Source organism: Rossellomorea sp. QJM3NY_18 (genome assembly GCF_056173145.1).
The window spans coordinates 3236187-3254076 of the sequence record NZ_CM149659.1 but is presented as its reverse complement, the minus strand read 5'-3'; the positions used below and the strand labels follow the sequence as shown (position 1 = coordinate 3254076).

At 41.8% G+C, this 17890-nt stretch carries 13 protein-coding genes and 2 pseudogenes; 11 read left to right on the top strand and 4 right to left on the bottom strand.

Features of this window, described 5'->3' with window-relative positions:
- Positions 1-2: 2 nt before the first annotated feature.
- From AC0VXY_RS16820 to AC0VXY_RS16805, 4 genes and pseudogenes are all read left to right on the top strand, one after another.
- Positions 3-872, top strand: coding sequence for an aminotransferase class III-fold pyridoxal phosphate-dependent enzyme (locus tag AC0VXY_RS16820; RefSeq protein ID WP_475525947.1), 870 nt, complete (start codon positions 3-5; stop codon positions 870-872).
- Positions 873-1075: 203 nt separating this feature from the next.
- Positions 1076-2254 carry an enoyl-ACP reductase FabV gene (gene fabV, locus AC0VXY_RS16815; RefSeq protein WP_435994425.1) on the top strand — a complete coding sequence of 393 codons (1179 nt, stop codon included), beginning with the start codon at positions 1076-1078 and terminating at the stop codon, positions 2252-2254.
- A 181-nt stretch (positions 2255-2435) separates the two neighbouring features.
- Positions 2436-3212 (top strand): annotated as a pseudogene (locus tag AC0VXY_RS16810) (D-ribose ABC transporter substrate-binding protein); the annotation flags it as partial.
- A gap of 447 nt (positions 3213-3659) precedes the next feature.
- Positions 3660-4517 (top strand): malate synthase, encoded by an 858-nt coding sequence (locus AC0VXY_RS16805; RefSeq protein ID WP_475525946.1) that lies wholly within the window; start codon positions 3660-3662, stop codon positions 4515-4517.
- A gap of 243 nt (positions 4518-4760) precedes the next feature.
- Here AC0VXY_RS16805 and dgoD read toward each other — a convergent pair whose 3' ends face one another.
- From dgoD to AC0VXY_RS16785, 4 genes are read right to left on the bottom strand one after another with little or no spacing between them, the layout of a single operon-like run.
- Positions 4761-5909, bottom strand: coding sequence for a galactonate dehydratase (gene dgoD / locus AC0VXY_RS16800; protein WP_475525945.1), 1149 nt, complete (start codon positions 5907-5909; stop codon positions 4761-4763).
- 18 nt (positions 5910-5927) lie between these two features.
- On the bottom strand, positions 5928-6563 hold the full coding sequence (locus tag AC0VXY_RS16795; RefSeq protein ID WP_475525944.1) for a bifunctional 4-hydroxy-2-oxoglutarate aldolase/2-dehydro-3-deoxy-phosphogluconate aldolase: 636 nt from the start codon (positions 6561-6563) through the stop codon (positions 5928-5930).
- Between the two features lie 12 nt (positions 6564-6575).
- The gene (locus tag AC0VXY_RS16790) at positions 6576-7529 is read right to left on the bottom strand and encodes a sugar kinase (RefSeq protein WP_475525943.1); all 954 of its coding nucleotides are present in this window, start codon (positions 7527-7529) and stop codon (positions 6576-6578) included.
- A complete protein-coding gene (locus AC0VXY_RS16785; RefSeq protein ID WP_475525942.1) occupies positions 7520-8302 on the bottom strand; it encodes an IclR family transcriptional regulator in 783 nt (260 codons plus the stop codon). Before AC0VXY_RS16785 ends, AC0VXY_RS16790 begins: the two co-directional genes overlap by 10 nt.
- A 224-nt stretch (positions 8303-8526) precedes the next feature.
- Between AC0VXY_RS16785 and AC0VXY_RS16780 the strand changes: the two genes are divergently transcribed.
- From AC0VXY_RS16780 to AC0VXY_RS16750, 7 genes and pseudogenes are all read left to right on the top strand, one after another.
- Positions 8527-9873: a GntP family permease gene (locus AC0VXY_RS16780; protein ID WP_435989758.1), complete on the top strand. Its 1347-nt coding sequence runs from the start codon at positions 8527-8529 to the stop codon at positions 9871-9873.
- 143 nt (positions 9874-10016) lie between these two features.
- A pseudogene (rbsC, locus tag AC0VXY_RS16775) lies at positions 10017-10120 on the top strand (ribose ABC transporter permease); the annotation flags it as partial.
- A gap of 208 nt (positions 10121-10328) precedes the next feature.
- Complete coding sequence (locus tag AC0VXY_RS16770; protein WP_475525941.1) at positions 10329-10682, top strand: hypothetical protein; 354 nt, start codon at positions 10329-10331, stop codon at positions 10680-10682.
- Between the two features lie 668 nt (positions 10683-11350).
- On the top strand, positions 11351-12223 hold the full coding sequence (locus AC0VXY_RS16765) for a tyrosine-type recombinase/integrase (RefSeq protein WP_475525940.1): 873 nt from the start codon (positions 11351-11353) through the stop codon (positions 12221-12223).
- A complete protein-coding gene (locus AC0VXY_RS16760) occupies positions 12220-13347 on the top strand; it encodes an IS91 family transposase (protein ID WP_430339633.1) in 1128 nt (375 codons plus the stop codon). Before AC0VXY_RS16765 ends, AC0VXY_RS16760 begins: the two co-directional genes overlap by 4 nt.
- Before the next feature lie 432 nt (positions 13348-13779).
- Complete coding sequence (locus AC0VXY_RS16755) at positions 13780-15918, top strand: AAA family ATPase (protein ID WP_475525939.1); 2139 nt, start codon at positions 13780-13782, stop codon at positions 15916-15918.
- The gene (locus tag AC0VXY_RS16750; protein ID WP_475525938.1) at positions 15912-17699 is read left to right on the top strand and encodes a UvrD-helicase domain-containing protein; all 1788 of its coding nucleotides are present in this window, start codon (positions 15912-15914) and stop codon (positions 17697-17699) included. The genes AC0VXY_RS16755 and AC0VXY_RS16750 overlap by 7 nt, the downstream gene beginning before the upstream one ends.
- Positions 17700-17890 lie beyond the last annotated feature (191 nt).

Sequence of the window (17890 nt, the reverse complement as noted above, 5' to 3'; positions counted from 1 at the left end):
AAATGAATATTGGACAAGAGGAAAAATACAATTTACATTCGTCTTGGCTTTCCTGGACAGATATGGACTCATTTATTAATGACTGGGGTGGAACGGTTTTTGTAGATTCATATGATAATACTTTGATAGATAATAAGGGAAAACATTATCTTGACTTATCCTCTGGTCTTTGGAATGTTTGTTTGGGATATAGTAATCAATCTATAATCGCATCAATTCAAAAACAGTTTGAAGTTCTACCATTTGCATCTAATGCTTGCTTCTCAAATGAGCCCGCAATTAAATTAGCCACAAAACTCTATGAAATAACAGGATATGAACATTCCTTCTTTACTTCTAGTGGTTCAGAAGCAGTAGATACGGCACTAAAAATGTCGAGACAATATTATTACAATCAAGGATATAAATTCAAAACAGGGTTTGTTTCTTTAGAAAAAGCATATCATGGCTCAACATTTGGTGCTTTAAGTGTATGTGGAATTGAAGAAGATAAAAAAGCCTTTGGCCCACTAATTAAAGTGAATGTGGATTTACAGACTAAAAAAAGCCTCAATAATATTGTGCATGAAAAATATAATAATAAACATGAAGATTTTTATCGTGACTTGATAGAAAAATATCTCCAATCACAAATTCCTTATACTGAATTAAATTTTGCTATGGGCATCTCTTACCTGACAAAAAGAAAGTTAGAAAATTTAGTGAGAAATAACAAGAAAGTTAATGTCATTCTTATAGGTACAATGGTCTTTAGTAGAGAGATTTCTTTTGAACTTGCAAAAAAAACCTTAAATTCTTTAAAAGTATACGGGATTTTAATATGTAATAGTAAAATGAAAAAAGAATTGATATCTAAACATATATTAATTTAATCAAACTGAATGTAATCGATTTAAAAAATGGAAAATGAACAGTTATTCTGATGCACATTGGGACTGTTTTCATTTGTGATAGATAAAATAATACTGATACCTTTCAAAATAATTAGTATTTTGAGTAGGTTCTTTTATACTTGTAAAAGTATTAAATCGATAAACTGACGCGGAACCAATAAACTTAGAGAGGAAGAATTATCATATATATGAAACCAAGAATTCGTGGGTCTCAATGCACTAACGCTCATCCTGAGGGATGCCGTGCTCAAGTAAAAAAACAAGTGGATTACATAAAAGAACAACCAAAAATATCCGGCCCCAAAAATGTGCTAGTCATTGGTGCCTCAAAAGGGTATGGTCTTGCAGCTCGAATTGTTTCTGCATTTGGTGCAGGTGCAAGTACAATAGGAATTTCTAATGGAAAACCAAAAACCAAATATCGTAGCGCTTCCGCTGGTTGGTATAATACGATTGCATTGGAGGAGTGGGCAAACGCTGAAGGAGTGTATGCTAAAAGTATAAACGGGGATGCTTTTACTCACGAAATCAAGCAGAAAACAATAGATTTGATTCGTCAAGATTTAGGTGAAGTGGATCTAGTTATTTATAGTTTAGCTACTGGGAAGAGAGTTGATCCTCAGACTGGTAACTTTCAACATTCAGTGCTAAAACCAATAGGAACTACTTTTACCAATAAAACGGTTGACTTCCATACAGGTAATGTAACAGAAGCTGAGCTACACCCTGCTTCGGAGGAAGAGATCGCTGATACAGTAAAGGTAATGGGGGGAGATGACTGGAAAGAGTGGATACATGCATTGAAAGAGGCAAATGTACTGAGCAACGGTACTAAAACAGTTGCCTTCTCCTACATTGGTCCAGAGATGTCGTTCCCAATTTACCGTAATGGGACAATAGGACAAGCCAAAAGTCACTTAGAAGCGACTGCTCATGACCTAACCAAATATCTACAAATGATTAATGGACAAGCTATTGTGACTGTTTGTAAAGGTTTGGTAACTCAATCTAGTACTGCAATTCCCGTCGTACCTCTTTATTTATCAGCACTTTATAAAGTAATGAAGAAAAAAGCTATTCATGAAGGCTGTATTGAACAAATGCATCGCCTTTTTAATGATTTTTTATATACCAAGGGCACATTTCATACAGACGAAGAAGGTCGTATTCGAATTGATGAATGTGAGATGCGAACCGATGTTCAAGCTGAAGTATTGGAAATTATGCAAAAAGTTAACTCAGGGAACATCTTTGAACTTACAGATTTACATGGCTTCCGAGAAGATTTCTTCCATTTGTATGGATTTGAATTAAACGATGATCTCGAAAGACAAAAGGACCATTCCCCGACTGTGAAATAAATACAAATGTCACAAGGAATCATGGCAATATTGTCATGTTTTTTGATTTTTGTATTGTTAAGGAGAAAATTATAAGCTTCTTTCAGCAAAAAAAAACATGCCATTTGTGAGCATACTCATCTCGGGCATCCAAGTCATGATCTACTCCATTGGCGGTTCAATGTTGGCATTTGTTGTAGCGATCTCGACTCGCGTTCAGGACGAAGCGAAGAAACAAGGCATGGAAGTCGTCGTCGTCGATGCCCAGAACGATGCCGCCAAGCAGATCAATGACGTAGAAGACCTTATCCAGCAGGGTGTCAACGTCTTACTCATCAACCCAACGGACTCAGCGGCCATCTCAACCGCCGTTCAATCTGCCAACAGCCTGGGCATCCCCGTCGTCACCCTTGACCGCTCAGCGGAAAAAGGAGATGTCGCGACACTCGTAAGCTCGGATAACGAAAAGGGTGGCGAAATGGCCGGAGAATACCTCGTCAAACAGCTAGGGGAAGGTGCGAAAGTAGCAGAACTTGAAGGGGTTCCTGGAGCATCCGCCACACGTGAGCGGGGAGCCGGGTTCCACAACATCGCGGATGAAAAGCTGGATGTCGTGGCCAAACAGACGGCAAACTTTGATCGTACGGAAGGATTGAATACGATGGAAAACCTGATCCAGGGGAATCCAGATATCAAAGCGGTGTTCGCTCATAACGATGAAATGGCATTGGGAGCACTGCAGGCGATCCAGAGCTCCGGTCGTGACGTTCTAGTCGTTGGATTTGATGGAAATGAAGATGCGATGACTAGCATTCGGAATGGCAACCTGTCTGCGACTGTCGCTCAGCAGCCTGAGAAGATTGGTCAGTTGGCTGTTCAGGCAGGGGCCGATGTGTTGCAGGGTAAGAAAGTGAAGGAAAAGATTCCGGTGCCGTTGAAGTTGGTGACGGAGGAGAATATAGAAGACTCTTCAGAATAAATTGTGGTGGTAAACCTCATTCGTGCATTTGTACGAATGAGGTTTTTTTCTTTGTTGATCAAAGTAGTGGAGAAAAGAATTCAGCTTTCCTTGCTTGCGTTTGCTCTAAATGAGTTGGGGGTCGCCTTGTTTTTCAGATAACTATTGGATGGAGATGTCTGTAAAAAGGAGGTGTGATGATTCTGGGATTGACCGACTTAATGATAAAAACTCAGGGTTGTACCAATCATTAAGATTTGAACAAAACTACATTTTACCTTGCAATAAAATAGGTTGTCAACAATGAATTTGTATTTTTACCAAAAAAATGCTATAATTACTACCTAGTAATTTTTTGAATTGAACGTTTAGTTAAATACCTTATTTATTCCCAAGGGAAATTCGAACAGTTTTTGTGAGCTTTTTAGGCAATAGTACCCAAGTTATTATACAAGGAGGACTAATATATTGAATTTAATCAATAAGAAAGTTACACATGAGCGGTTTGGTATGGGAAGTATCGTTAAACATAATGATACGGTAGTTGAAATACATTTCGCCTCGGAAAATAAAAAATTTGTTTACCCGGATGTATTTGGACAGCACTTGAAACTACATGATAAAAATGCTGCCAATTCACTTGAAAAAATTTTACACGAGCAGGAAATGGAACTCAAAGAGGAAGCAATGCAGAAGGAAGAGGAAAAGGCACGGCAAAGAAAATACCAGGAGCTTCGAGTGGGTCATGAAAAACTTATGAAAAATCATAAACTTCATCCCGAATCGCAGATGGTTTACAGGTGCGATACAGAAGAAGAACAGAGTAGCTCCTTTTCAGATTGGACGGTTTTCTCTGGTGAAATAAAAAGTGGTAATAATAAGGGTAAGCCAAACAAGCCCAGTCGCTTACACCAAAACAGTGCGGTCCTGCTGACAACGGTCGATCCCGGTATGCCTGAAAAAGACAGACGGATATTAGGAGTCTATATGGTGAAGGATAATTTCATCGGTAAACTATGTGAAGATGGTAATATTCCTGCCCATTCCCATTACAGACTCAAACTTACAGACGAGGAATCGAAGCAGATGCCTTTTTGGAAGTACTATGTCAATGAAAAATCCCCTCAAAAAACGACATGGAATACAGGTAAGTACCGTTATTTTGATAATTCGTGGATGGCTCAGATTTTACGCGACATCGTTTCATTGAAAAGTGACACGGAGGAACAAGAGCTGGCACAACAATTTCTGGACCACTTCTCTAAGATGAATCAAATAGTAGAGCAGGAGTTAAAAGAACCAAATGGAGCATTATTGCGTGCTTAGATAAGAACAGCGGGGGAACTAACACATATAAGGTGAGAGAGTGTGTTAGGTTCACTGCGAATAGTGTTAAAAAGGGACAAGGCGGCCGCCTTGTCCCTTTTAGTGGTTTTTGGGGACACCTTACTTGTTCCTTGGTCTCCCTGTTTGAATGGTAAATTTGTTAGTACGGGGGCAGGCCATTAAATGTTGGTGTTGAAAGCACCAACAAGGATGTCTCCAACACCATTCATATAGCAGGAGTGACTACCACTCAGCAATCGATCCATCCTTATGACGCCAGATCGGGTTGTGCCAGTCGACTTCGGTTTCCGCGATTTTCCTTACGTGGTCTTCATTGATGTCGATCCCAAGGCCAGGACCTTGCGGGATGTTCACGTAGCCGTTTTCGTATTGGAATACGTCTTTATCGGTGATGTAGTCCAACAGATCGCTGCCGACGTTGTAATGGATGCCGAGGCTCTGTTCCTGGATGAATGCGTTATGGGAAGTCGCATCCACCTGCAGACAGGCTGTCAAGGCGATCGGGCCGAGCGGGCAGTGCGGCGCCACGGCTACATCAAAGGCTTCTGCCATGGAGATGATTTTTTTGCATTCGGTGATCCCTCCTGCATGCGAGAGATCTGGTTGGATGATATCGACATATCCATCCATCAGTAATGGCTTGAACTGCCATCTGGAGAACATTCTTTCTCCGGTTGCGATAGGGGTGGACGTGTGATTGGCGATTTCTCTCAGTGCCTCATTGTTTTCAGGCAGGACCGGTTCCTCTATGAACATCGGTCGGAAGTGTTCCAGCTCTTTCGCTAATGTTTTCGCCATCGGTTTGTGGACGCGGCCGTGGAAGTCGATTCCGATGCCGACGTATGGGCCGACTGCTTCACGTACAGCTGCCACACGTTCCAGTACCTGATCAATTTTTTCGTGCGAATCTACATATTGAAGCTCTTCTGTACCGTTCATCTTAACAGCGGTAAATCCGGTGTCGACGACTTTTTTGGCGGCAGTGCCGACGTCGCTCGGGCGGTCGCCGCCGATCCAGGAGTAGACCTTGATGGAATCGCGGCATTTTCCGCCGAGAAGCTGATGAACAGGAGCATTATAGAATTTCCCCTTGATATCCCACAACGCCTGATCGATGCCGGCGATGGCACTCATCAAGATCGGGCCGCCGCGGTAAAAGCCGGAGCGGTACATCATGTTCCAGTGGTCCTCAATATGGGCCGGATCCTTGCCAATCAGATTGGACATCAGTTCGTGGACGGCGGTGCGAACCGTTTCCGCTCTGCCTTCAATAACGGGTTCACCCCAACCGGTGATGCCTTCATCCGTTTCAATTTTTAAAAACAGCCATCTTGGCGCGACCTTAAAAAGTTCATAACCTGTAATCTTCACAATGATAACCTCCTACATTTATTGACCAGAAGCAACTTTATCTTTGAATCGGCGTGCTTTCTCGGTAAGTTTCTGCAGATTTTCATCTGTCACGGCTTCCCTGGAGTTGACAAGTGAGCTGCCGAGACCAACACCTGCAGCCCCTTTTTCGATGTATTCAGCAATATTCGTCAGATCGATTCCTCCCGTCGGCAGTAATGGTATCTGGGGAAGCGGACCGTGAATATCCTTTACAAAACCGGGTCCGAGGGAAGAAGCAGGGAAGACTTTGATGATGTCGCCACCTGACTCATAGGCCTCAAGGATCTCGGTCGGGGTGAATGCCCCGGGGATGCTGACGGCGCCGTAGCGCTTCGTCATTTTAATTGTGTCACGATTGAGGGAAGGGGAGAGGATGAACTGGGCACCCGCGAGTAAGGCCGACCGAGCTGATTCTGGATCAAGAACTGTTCCCGCACCCACTACCAGATCATCTTCCAATTCACTGCGGACCTTCTCGATGGAAGAGAGGGCTCCGGGTGAATTGAGTGTGATTTCAATGGCACGAACTCCGCCTTTGTACAATGATTTTGCAATCGCGAGAGCCTCACTTGGTTCGGAACCGCGAATGATGGCAATCATCTTTTCCTGTTTGATTGTTGAAAGAACATCCATACTCTTCACTCCTTATCTTGAAATATCTTCGCCTATGGTGCTGCTCATGAATTGATGAAGCCTTTTTTTATCGGGGAGGCCTTCATAATCACCTTTGACGGTCACGGTCAGGGCTCCCATCGCACAGGCTCGTCTAACTGATTCTTCTATGCTTTCGCCGTCCAGGAGTCCTGAAAGCAAACCGGCGGCAAAACTGTCCCCGGCACCGACGGGATCTACCATTTTTCCGACGTCGAAACCTTTGACGAACCCGCTCTTGCGCCCATCTGTGTAATAGGCACCGTCTTTACCTGTTTTGACAACCACGAGTGATGCACTAAGTTGTAAAAATGATTCGGCCATCTTCTCGGCATCATTCGTTCCAAAGAGGAATTCCCCTTCACTAAGGCCGGGCAGAATGATGTCAGATTGTCCTGCGATCTCCAGTAGGGTCTTTTTCGCGGTTTTTTCATCCCATAGTTTCTTTCTGAGATTAGGATCGAATACAACCTTGACGCCATGTTCTTTCGCGAATTTTATACTTTGAAAAATGGCTTCTTTGGCAGACGTGCTCAACGCCGGAGTGATCCCGGTGATGAACAGATATTTTGCTTTTTTTATATAGCTTTCCTGTATGTCGAAGGTACTGATTGTACTTGCCGCTGAATAATCCCGGTAATACTGAATCCTGACTTCACCTTCACGGATGATTTCCTTAAAAAAAGTGCCGGTACGGTATTCCGGATCCATCTGAACCTGGCTTGTATCGACGCCTTCCCCGCGGACGGCCATCAGGATCCTGCGGCCGAACTCATCGTCCCCCAGCTTGCTGATCCAGCCAGTCTCATGACCGAGCCTGGACAGGCCGATCAATGTATTGGATTCTGCTCCTGCGATTTTGGCAGTGAACGAATCAGCATGTCTCATGAGCCCTTCTGATTGAGGGGAAAACTGAATCATCGTTTCACCGATCGCGACTACATCCATTCTATCTCCCCCTTGTTTGTCGTTTGCGGCCGTCCGCCGATGTTCACTGTAATCTTTCCGGCGGTTTCGGTCAGTGATTTCACGATGGCTTCTTTTCTTGAAAGCATCCGTTGTTTCGGGCCTGCAACACTGATCGCAGCGACCAGCTCTCCTGCTGACCCGAATAAAGGAGCCGCCAGGCAGTAGAGCCCCTCTTCGTTTTCCTCATCGTCAATGCTGTAACCTTGTTCTTTAAAAACGTCCAATTGGGCTTTTAACTCTCTTCGGTCCGTGATCGTGTGCTCGGTGATTGGAATCAGTTCTGTCTCATCGAGAATTTGTTCACGTATGCGGGGCGGCATAAATGCAAGGAATGCCTTCCCCAGTCCGGTGCAGTACAGGGGCTTCCTAAGTCCGGGCTGGGCGGTCGTGCGGATGGACCTGTTGTTGTCGATCTTAGCCACATAAAATAATTCTTCTTCAGATAATACAGCCATGAATACCGTTTCCTGTACTTCTTCCATTAATGAGGTTAAGTACGGGGTACCCACCGTTGAAAGATCGAAGGAATCCATGGCGCATCGGCCGATATGGATGAGCTTCGCCCCGAGCTTATACTTTTTTCCTGAGTCCTGGGAAAGGTAGCCCTCAGTCTCAAGTGTCTTAATGACATTGAACGTACTGCTTTGCGGTGCTGAAAGCAGGTGACTTATTTCCTTTACTGTCAGCCCATTAGAATAGGCAGCCAGCAGTTCAAAAATATCGAGCACTCTTTTTGCAGATTTTACAGACATTATTCTTCACCTAAAATTCATATATGAGATTTTGATTCACAAATGTGAATTTGTTAATAGAACCCTATCACTTGAAAGCGTTTCAGTCAACTGAATTTATTTTATTCAAATAATTTAAAATTTAAGTTGAAGCGCTTTCAACCGTGTGTTACCATATGGAACAAATAAATCGCATATATGAATATAAATCACATATGTGAATTTTAATAAAAGGAGGAAATACAATGAGTGGAGGTACTTTAATACTGATCGCCGCACTCGGGGTGGCATTATTGCTATTCCTTGTCATGCGCACGAAGCTTCAGGCGTTTCTGGCATTAATCTTGGTCAGTTATATTATCGGATTGGTAGCAGGATTGACTCCTGCAGAGGTGTTGAAAGCCGTCCAGGACGGAATGGGAGGCACCGTCGCAGAGATCGCGGTCATCATCGGGATCGGTGCGATGTTCGGTGAAATTTTGAAAGTATCGGGCGGAGCAGAACGGCTTGCCCTGACGTTAATGAAGAAGTTTGGAGAAAAGAGAGTCAACTGGGCTTTAATGCTGACAGGTTTCATCATTTCGATTCCTGTATTCCTTGATGTAGCATTTGTTATTCTTGTTCCTATTCTATACAGCTTGGCCCGCAAGACAAAAAAATCACTTCTATACTATGGGATCCCGCTACTCGCAGGTCTTGCCGTCACGCACAGCTTTGTCCCGCCAACACCGGGACCGATCGCCGTATCTTCTTTACTCGGAGCCAACATCGGGTGGGTCATCCTGTTCGGGCTGATTTGCGGTATCCCTGCAGCGATCCTTGCAGGACCAGTATTTGGAACCTATATCTCAAAGAAAATCCACGTCAAGGTTCCTGAAAATATGATTCCTGAAATGGAAGAAAGTAAAGATGTAAAAGAACTGCCGAGCTTTAGTATGATTGCGACTCTTGTAGGGCTCCCCCTCTTGTTGATCCTTCTTAATACTGTTCTATCAGCTACCCTTGCAGAAGGGAATAACTTGAGAACGACAATGTCATTCATCGGAGACCCAGGTGTGGCCCTGACTATCACTGCGCTTCTTACCTTTTACTTGCTGGGAACGAGAAGAGGTTATACGAAAGAAGAAATCCAGACGATTGCCACGAAATCCCTGGAACCTGCTGGAATCATCATCCTGATCACTGGTGCCGGTGGTGTATTCGGACAGGTGCTCGTTGAAACCGGGGTAGGGGATGTTCTTGCTGAAACGATGTCCAACCTGAATGTACCGATCATCGTATTCGCATTCGTCGTAGCTTCAGCTGTCCGTATAGCGCAAGGTTCTGCGACAGTCGCCATGATCACAACAGCGAGCTTGATCTCGCCAATCATCGACTCACTCGGAATCGGCGGGCCGATGCTTGCGCTCCTTGTAATCACGATCGCATCCGGTGCAACAATCGCGTCCCACGTAAATGACTCCGGATTCTGGATGGTCAACCGATTCTTCGGACTCACCGAGAAAGAAACACTCAAATCCTGGACAGTCATGGAAACAATCATCGCATTTGTCGGTTTCGGAGTTTCATTATTGATCAGTCTCTTTATCTAGTTTCATAGATTGATAGAAAAGCCTGCCGGTTGATTGGCAGGCTTTTTTGTTTTGGTTTGTGGCTGCGAAAATATTTAGCGTGGTGGCCGGTTTTGATTATAAATAAGGAGGCGAGCTCTACGATCGGCTGCCTACTTGGAGTGCTAATGGGAATGGTCAACGGATTTTGATTACAAAAGGAAGATTGGCCCCATTTATCACGACACTTGCGACGATGACGATGTTCTGTGTTTTGACGCTAGTGTATCGTACCGAGGATCAGACTCTGATTTTAAAGTAATAATTATCTTTAAGAACACAAACCTGCTCTTCATTTTCTCCTCCACTTCTAGCATTTAGCCTTCCTCTACTTTATAACAACATATTTTAAAAAGAAAATTGATCTAAGGGGTATCCTTTCCCAGGCAATCTCACTATATAAGGGTTGAATACATATTGAAACAGGAGTGAATCAAATGGATAGATGGAGAAATTCAAACCAATGGATGTTCGATTTGGATACATTTGATCATCTGTATATGTGGATTCTGTTGAATGCCATGTATGAGGGCGGAGTTCAGTTAGGGTGTGTGGTGCTTGTTGAAAGGCCGTATATTCGATCGATTGGGAAGTTTCGAGAGGACCTGTTTTATAAAGTGAGAATGTGGCCATTTTGTAATTGGTTGGAGTCTGAGAAGTATAAGTATGGGAGTGTCCATACGTTTGAACCGATGAATGATTTAGCTTGTGGGGATTATTTCTATTGGATCGGTATGTCTGTAAAAAAGAGTTGTGATGATTCTGGAATTGACCAGCTTGATAAAAGCTGATTCCGGATTGTCTTCGTGCGTCGAAAAGCGTGTGAATCGGGTGCGGAAATAACCTGCAAACAAACTTAAGATCTTAGAGAAAGAATAGATTTTAGAGAACAACAACATCAAAACCACCGCCATTAGAGACGCTAAGGAGGTAGATAGGGTGGAGATGGTGAGTGGACAGTTTGTTGGCAGTGAATCCTGGAGTCTTTCCCTTGGAACCTTGAGGCGATAGTGAATTGTAAACTAGGGGACTGACACCCATCGTTGTGGCTCTTAAGAGATGCAGGACTCAAGAGGACAAATCTTTGGTGTAGGTGGGCAATTTAATTGCGTAAGTGGATAGAAAAATGAAAACTGTTAAGGATCACTTATCTTTAGTTTAAAAAGTGCGTTTTTCTAGACTAATGAAAAAATCAAACTGGAAGAACGAAATCGCTATCGCGATGGCTTAAAAGATTCCTTCCAACTAAAAAAGGCAAAAAAAAATGAAAAAGTATATTCTTTTGTGGTATTGTTTAATCGCCAAACAAAACAAACCGTAGAAAGAACGTACTTTTTCATATGCCTATTATATCATCGTATTCCTCGTATTTGTATACCCTTATTCTTATTACCAAAAATCGACCACCTCCAAAGAGTAGATAGACATTATTTATCTATTATTCTAGGAGGCTATTTGCGTGGATTATCATCAAAAAATTGAACTTTATTTCGAACTTAAAGGAACACCAGACTCCTCGAGGGAGTCCTATAGGCGGAGAATGAAGGCATTTGTTTCGTTTATGGAAAAGCAAAATAAAAGAATCTCTGACACGACAGAAGAGGACATTCAACAATACATCCTTTTTCTGAAACAAGTGAAAGGACTCACCCCGGGGACGATTAACACCTACATTTCTTCAATTAAATTCTTCTACACTTACGTGTTAGAAAAAGAATGGAGCCCATACAAACTTCCGAGGATGAAAAGAGTAAAGAAGTTTCCTGTCATCCCACCCAGGGAAGACGTCCTTACTATTCTCAACTCCTTTCGAAACATCAAGCATAAAGCTATTTTTTATTTAATCTATAGTAGTGGGCTTCGTGTAAGCGAAGTCGCCCGATTGAAGATTAGGGATATCTGTAGTAAATCCATGAGGATTCGTGTGGATCAGGCCAAACATAATACCAATCGATATACCATACTATCCGAATCAGCACTTATCGTGCTTCGAGAGTATTTCAAAGCCTCTTTCAAAGGGAGACCCTACAAACCGGACGATTGGTTATTCCCTAGTAATAAAAATCCATCGGGACATATCCATATTAAAACGATTAAAAATACGATGATTAGACTCCGGAATAAACTGGAGTTAGAGACCACTATTTCAGCTCACACGTTAAGACATTGTTTTTCGACCCAATCATTGGAAGATGGGATTGACCCTGTATACATTCAACAGATGCTTGGTCATAAAAACCTTAATACGACACTTGGCTATTTACACATGACCTCAAAAAGTTTGATGGGCGTGAAAAGTCCTTTAGATAATCTGGGAAAAGACCAACGATGAGTACAGTTCAAGAACTGTTTCATACCTTCTATCCCACTTACAAAGAAACATACAAACGCTCTATGGAACAAGCAAAGGCAGCCACAAACATGATGAACTGCAGGACTGCCGCAATGGGTGGACATTCTTACGAATGTGGGTCCTGTAACCATTCCTTAGTACGATATAATTCCTGCCGAAATCGGCATTGTACCCTATGCCAGGGAGTAAATAAGGATATTTGGGTCGATCAACGAAAAAAAGATATTCTCGATGCCCCTTATTTTCATGTCGTGTTTACGATGCCAGAACAGCTGCATATGTTGATCTATCATAATCAGAAACTCCTTTATGATTTAATGTACAAAGCTGTCGCCGAAACGCTAACCGAACTGGCAGGTGATAAAAAGTACTTGGGGGCACAGATTGGATTTTTCTCGGTTTTACACACCTGGGGGCAAAACCTTCATTATCACCCTCACATCCATACCGTTGTATTGGCCGGTGGACTAAATGATCGAAATCAGTGGCGCCGTTCAAGTGAGAAATTCTTTATTCCAGTGAAGGTACTGTCTAAAAAGTTTCGGGGAAAGTACCTCTATTACCTGAAACAATACTATCAACAGAAACAATTGAGATTCTTTAACGAGTCCAAGAAATATCAAAATGCGAAGTCTTTTCAAGCATTGATTGATGAGTGTTACAAAAAAGATTGGTATAGCTATACGAAAAGGACCTTCTCAGGACCTATCGCCGTCATGGAGTACCTTGGCCGTTACACTCATCGAATTGCCATCTCTAACAATCGGATTGTTTCCGCTGACAAGCAATCCGTCACGATTAAAGTGAAGGATTATAAACGTAATCAAAAAAAGACCGTAACCCTGAAGGGTGTAGAATTTCTCCGTCGCTTTCTCATGCATATCCTACCGAAGGGGTTTGTGAAGATTAGACACTATGGTCTCCTGGCGAACCGGAATAAAAAGACCAAGCTGAAACTCTGTCGAAAGCTAACGAAAAGCCCTACGTACAAACCATTGTTTGAAGGATTAAACAAGATTGAGATTCTTTCTATTCTTATCAAAAAGGATGTTTCCCTCTGTCCTTCCTGTAAAAAATCGCATTTAACAGAGGCTATACCATGATCGTCAACAACCGAATATTTTCTTTGAAAAGCCTCTTAAGTGGGGAGGGGGAAACTATATTCTTTACAGTCCCGGAAGGGATTTAGCTGACTCTTTTCCCGGAAAAACATCAAAAAACAGAAGGATTTCGTTACCGATCAGCCGATTGAAATTCCATAGCTCGGGACCGTGACTTCCTTCTTCCTGGCAATCAAAAATTTTGCGTACATTCTTATTACAAATATAAAGTGAAAAGATCCAACTAGATTATTACCCTAGTTGGATCTTTTTGCGCGCAAAACTTCCGATTGACCCCTTTAAGAACCGTCCCCATTTAACCATGAGGTAATCAAAGAGATTTCAAGGTGCAAAGCGATTCATAGAGTATGAGTTTACCATATTATTCAAAAGTGATAGAGTATGTATATAAATTCCATTTGAATAGGAGAAAATATGTATATATCTCAGCTGACTCTACGGAACTTCAGAAATTTCAAAGCCCAACAATTCAGTTTTAAATCAGGGGTAAATACACTTATCGGAGAAAATGGCTCAGGAAAATCCAATGCTTTTTTGGCTCTGCGATTAATGTTGGATAACAGCCTTCCGAACAGTGCTGCAAATCTGATTGAAACTGACTTCAATCGGAGTCTTGGCGGTTGGAAAGGTCACTGGATTACTATCTCATTGACGTTTAAGGATTTAGACACCAGTGAAGGTGCCAGTTTGTTAGCACATAAGTTAGAGGACCTCCAAAGAGACAACACAAGTGGATCGTACCACTTTTTCTTTAGACCAAAGAAAAAAACACGGAAGGTGCTTTATGAGTTATCACAGTCTCCACAGAAAGATCGGGATCAGCTTAACGCCATTCTTGATCCTCTGACAATAAAAGATTATGAAACCGTGTACCATTTCAGAGGCACAGCAGATTTTTCAGATGACGAAACCTACAAGAGATTGATCGGAGATTTCGATTCCATTGAGTTTCCGAATCCAGATGAGGAACAAAGATATCTCCTCGGTACTCCGAACTCTCAGATTTTCATGATTCGTTCAGAATTAGCATGCACCCATATAAAAGCGTTAAGGGATGTCATGTCAGAACTGAGGAAAACGAGGCAGAGTCCTTTGTTAAATTTGTTGCGGGATAGTGCAAAAAACATACAAATTAGTGATTCGGAAAAAATTATAAAAAAGGTCTCACAGTTAAATAATGCCATCAGTGAATTAGAAGAAGTAAGCAGTCTTTCCGGGCGTGTTAAACAAACCATCGATTCGACCATCGGTCATACCTATGCTCCTGAAATTAGCATCCAGTCGGAAATGCCCGAAGACATTAACAAGCTATTTCAGACATTGACTCTCTGGGTCGGGGATGGAGAAAGTGATCATCAAGGACGATTAGAAGATCTGAGTCTAGGTGGAGCCAACCTAATTTATATCACCCTGAAGTTACTGGAATATGAGTTCAATCAGCCAAAAGAAGAGAAAGCAGCTCATTTCCTCTTAATAGAGGAACCTGAAGCCCATATACATACACATATTCAAAAAACCATGTTCGAGAATTATCAATTCGAGAATACACAGGTCATTACCACTACGCATTCAACCCATATTTCATCTGTGAATAAAATTGAATCTGCAAATATCCTATGTAAGGAGCCAAACGAGACCTTAGTATGTCATCCAAGCAATGGTTTATCTAAAGCGGAATGCAGGAAAGTGGAACGATATTTAGATGCGACAAGAAGCACTTTACTCTTCTCAAAAGGTGTTATTTTGGTGGAAGGAGATGCGGAGCTAATACTCATTCCACTTTTGTTTAGAAAAGTGCTTGGAATCAGTCTTGATGAAATAGGCGTGAGCTTAATCAATATGAGTAGCACTGTATTCACTCACATAGCAGATCTTTTCCATGATGATCGGATAAGGAGAAAGTGTGCCATTATTACTGATCATGATCAAACTCTCGTATCCTTTACAGGAAGGGACTACAGGGAACTGTCTAAATCAGAGCAAAAGCAGTACAATTCAGCTGAAAAGGGCGCAGAGAGGAAAATAAAATTAGATGCTTATTGTTCTAATAATTCTTGGGTGGATGTGTTTTATGCTAAGCATACCTTTGAAGTGGACTTTGTTCTGAATAGTAATGTACCTGAGATTATAGGTACGCTGAAAAGTATATATAAAAGGCCAAAAGAAATTACTGACTCGACAGCTATACTGAAATCAAAAGTGGATTCAAGTATAGGATTGGAAACACTGCGGCTTGCAGAAAAAGAAGGAAAAGGATGGTTCGCTTTGATACTAGGTGATGAGGTCACCTATGAAACCTTCATTCCGCCTTACATCCTTGAAGCAATTGCGTTTGCAACCTCTCACATCGGATTTAAGCATTTTGAAAAGATGGCCAAATACAGAGTAGAAAAAAATTGCAGTGAAGAGGAATATGTAGAGTTTTGTTCGGAATTGGCCGAATTAACATCAAGATCTATCCAAATAATATCTGACCTTACAAGTGATTACTTAGAAGATGACGATGATTTCTTTTTATTTGTTAAACGTAGTAAGGAGCGGAGCTTATGCTAGAAGGTCTGGATCCTCAACAGTTAAAAGCGGTAGAAAATGAACATGATACCCTTTTGTTAGCATGCCCTGGGAGTGGTAAAACCCTTGTGTTGACAAGGAAGATAGCATATGAACTAGATCGATTGGAAAGCAACAAGAAATTTATTGTGGCTCTGACCTATACCAACCGAGCAGCTGATGAAATTCAAAAAAGAATTGATGAAATGGGCATTCCCCAGGAACAGCTTTGGGCAGGGACCATCCATTCTTTTTGTTATCAATGGATTATTAAACCCTATGCAGAATTAATTCCTGCGTTAGTAAACGGCTTTACCATTCTGGATGAGTTTAAAAAAGAGACAATATTAAAAGAGTTAAAAACAAAGCACTCACTTCCATCTTATCAAGCAATAAGCACGAGCATCACTAGAGACGGAAGATACACGGTACAGGAGCCATTCAACAAAATGGTGGCCAAAGAGTACCACAAAAGTATAGTAGAAAATAAAGAAATCGATTTTGATCTCATTCTCTACCTTTCGTATAGGCTTCTGAAAAAGAATAAAAAAATCCGAAGACATTTATCCCGCTTGTTTCGTTATATCTTTGTAGATGAATACCAGGATACGTCGGATTTACAGTATGGGATCATTGGACAAATTATTCGCCCGAGTGAAGGGAGTTGTAACATCTTCCTCGTCGGAGACCCTGACCAATCGATTTATAGTTCACTTGGCGGTGTACCAAGAACATTAGAGGAAATCCAGGATGAAATCGGCAGCAAGCATATGGAGCTAAAGAGGTTGTCAGGAAATTACCGATCAAGTCAACGAATTGTAGACTATTCAGTTGAATTTCAATCCGAAGATATGAAGGTAAAAGCCTTGGGAGAGTATTCAAACAAGCACGGTCGAATAAGTTTGAATACTACAATCGATAAAGATGACGTGCCTCAAGAAGTCGCCAACCTCATCTTGTATTATATTGAAAAGGGCTGCAGCCCAAATGAAATATGCGTGATTGCCCCACAATGGTATTTCCTTTATCCAGTTGCGAAAAAATTACGAGCACTTCTACCAGGCGTTCCATTTGAAGCTCCAGGCTCAATCCCTTTACCTAAGGACAAAGACAATTTTTGGTGGAAGCTGGCCCGGTTGTTTCTAACTGAACCTAATCCACAGAACTCATTGAATCGATTTAGATGGGTAAGGAGGGTTATTGAGGACTTAAATGACTATACCAATGAAGGTTTTACATTTACTCATAATGATTGTAGAAGATATTTGAAATGGATAAACTCAATAAAGCCCAGACAAAAGGAAGGCGTTCTTTATCTTAAAGAAGCTTTCAAAGAATTCTTCAATAAGCTTGAAATTGATTTTACACACAACCAAATGCTTCATGATCAATGGGAAACATTCTTCAATGGGATCAAGCAAAGGTATGAAAGTGAATCCTTCTCGGATGTCCCTAATACAATCGACTACTTTAGAGGCATGTTTAAACCCTCTAGTGGAGTTGTGATTAATACCTGCCACGGAGTAAAAGGGGAGGAATACGAGACTGTCATCGCTTTTGGATTGCTATGGGGATACATTCCTCACTGGAATGCAATATGGAATGAACCTCCCATTGTAAGAGATACCTCCTCAAAGAATTTGTTGTATGTCATAAGCTCTCGTGCAAGAAGAAATTTGCATTTACTAGCAGAGACTGGAAGGAGCACGACAGCAGGCTACCCTTATGAGATCAATAGACACTTAGCAAATGTCAGCTTTGTGTATGATGCTTTATATGTTTGAAGAAGGCAAGGGATGTAGGGATGGAGTAATGGAAATTCTAAAAGATAATCAAAAAAGAACAGGAGATGAAAATTGGGGTCTGATCCTTGGCGCGGTAATGCATTAATGTACTGAGGGTCAGTCCCCGATTTGCAGCTAATTTCAAATTTGAAAGGACCATCTGAAAATGATTGATTAACTCAAAAAAGTTT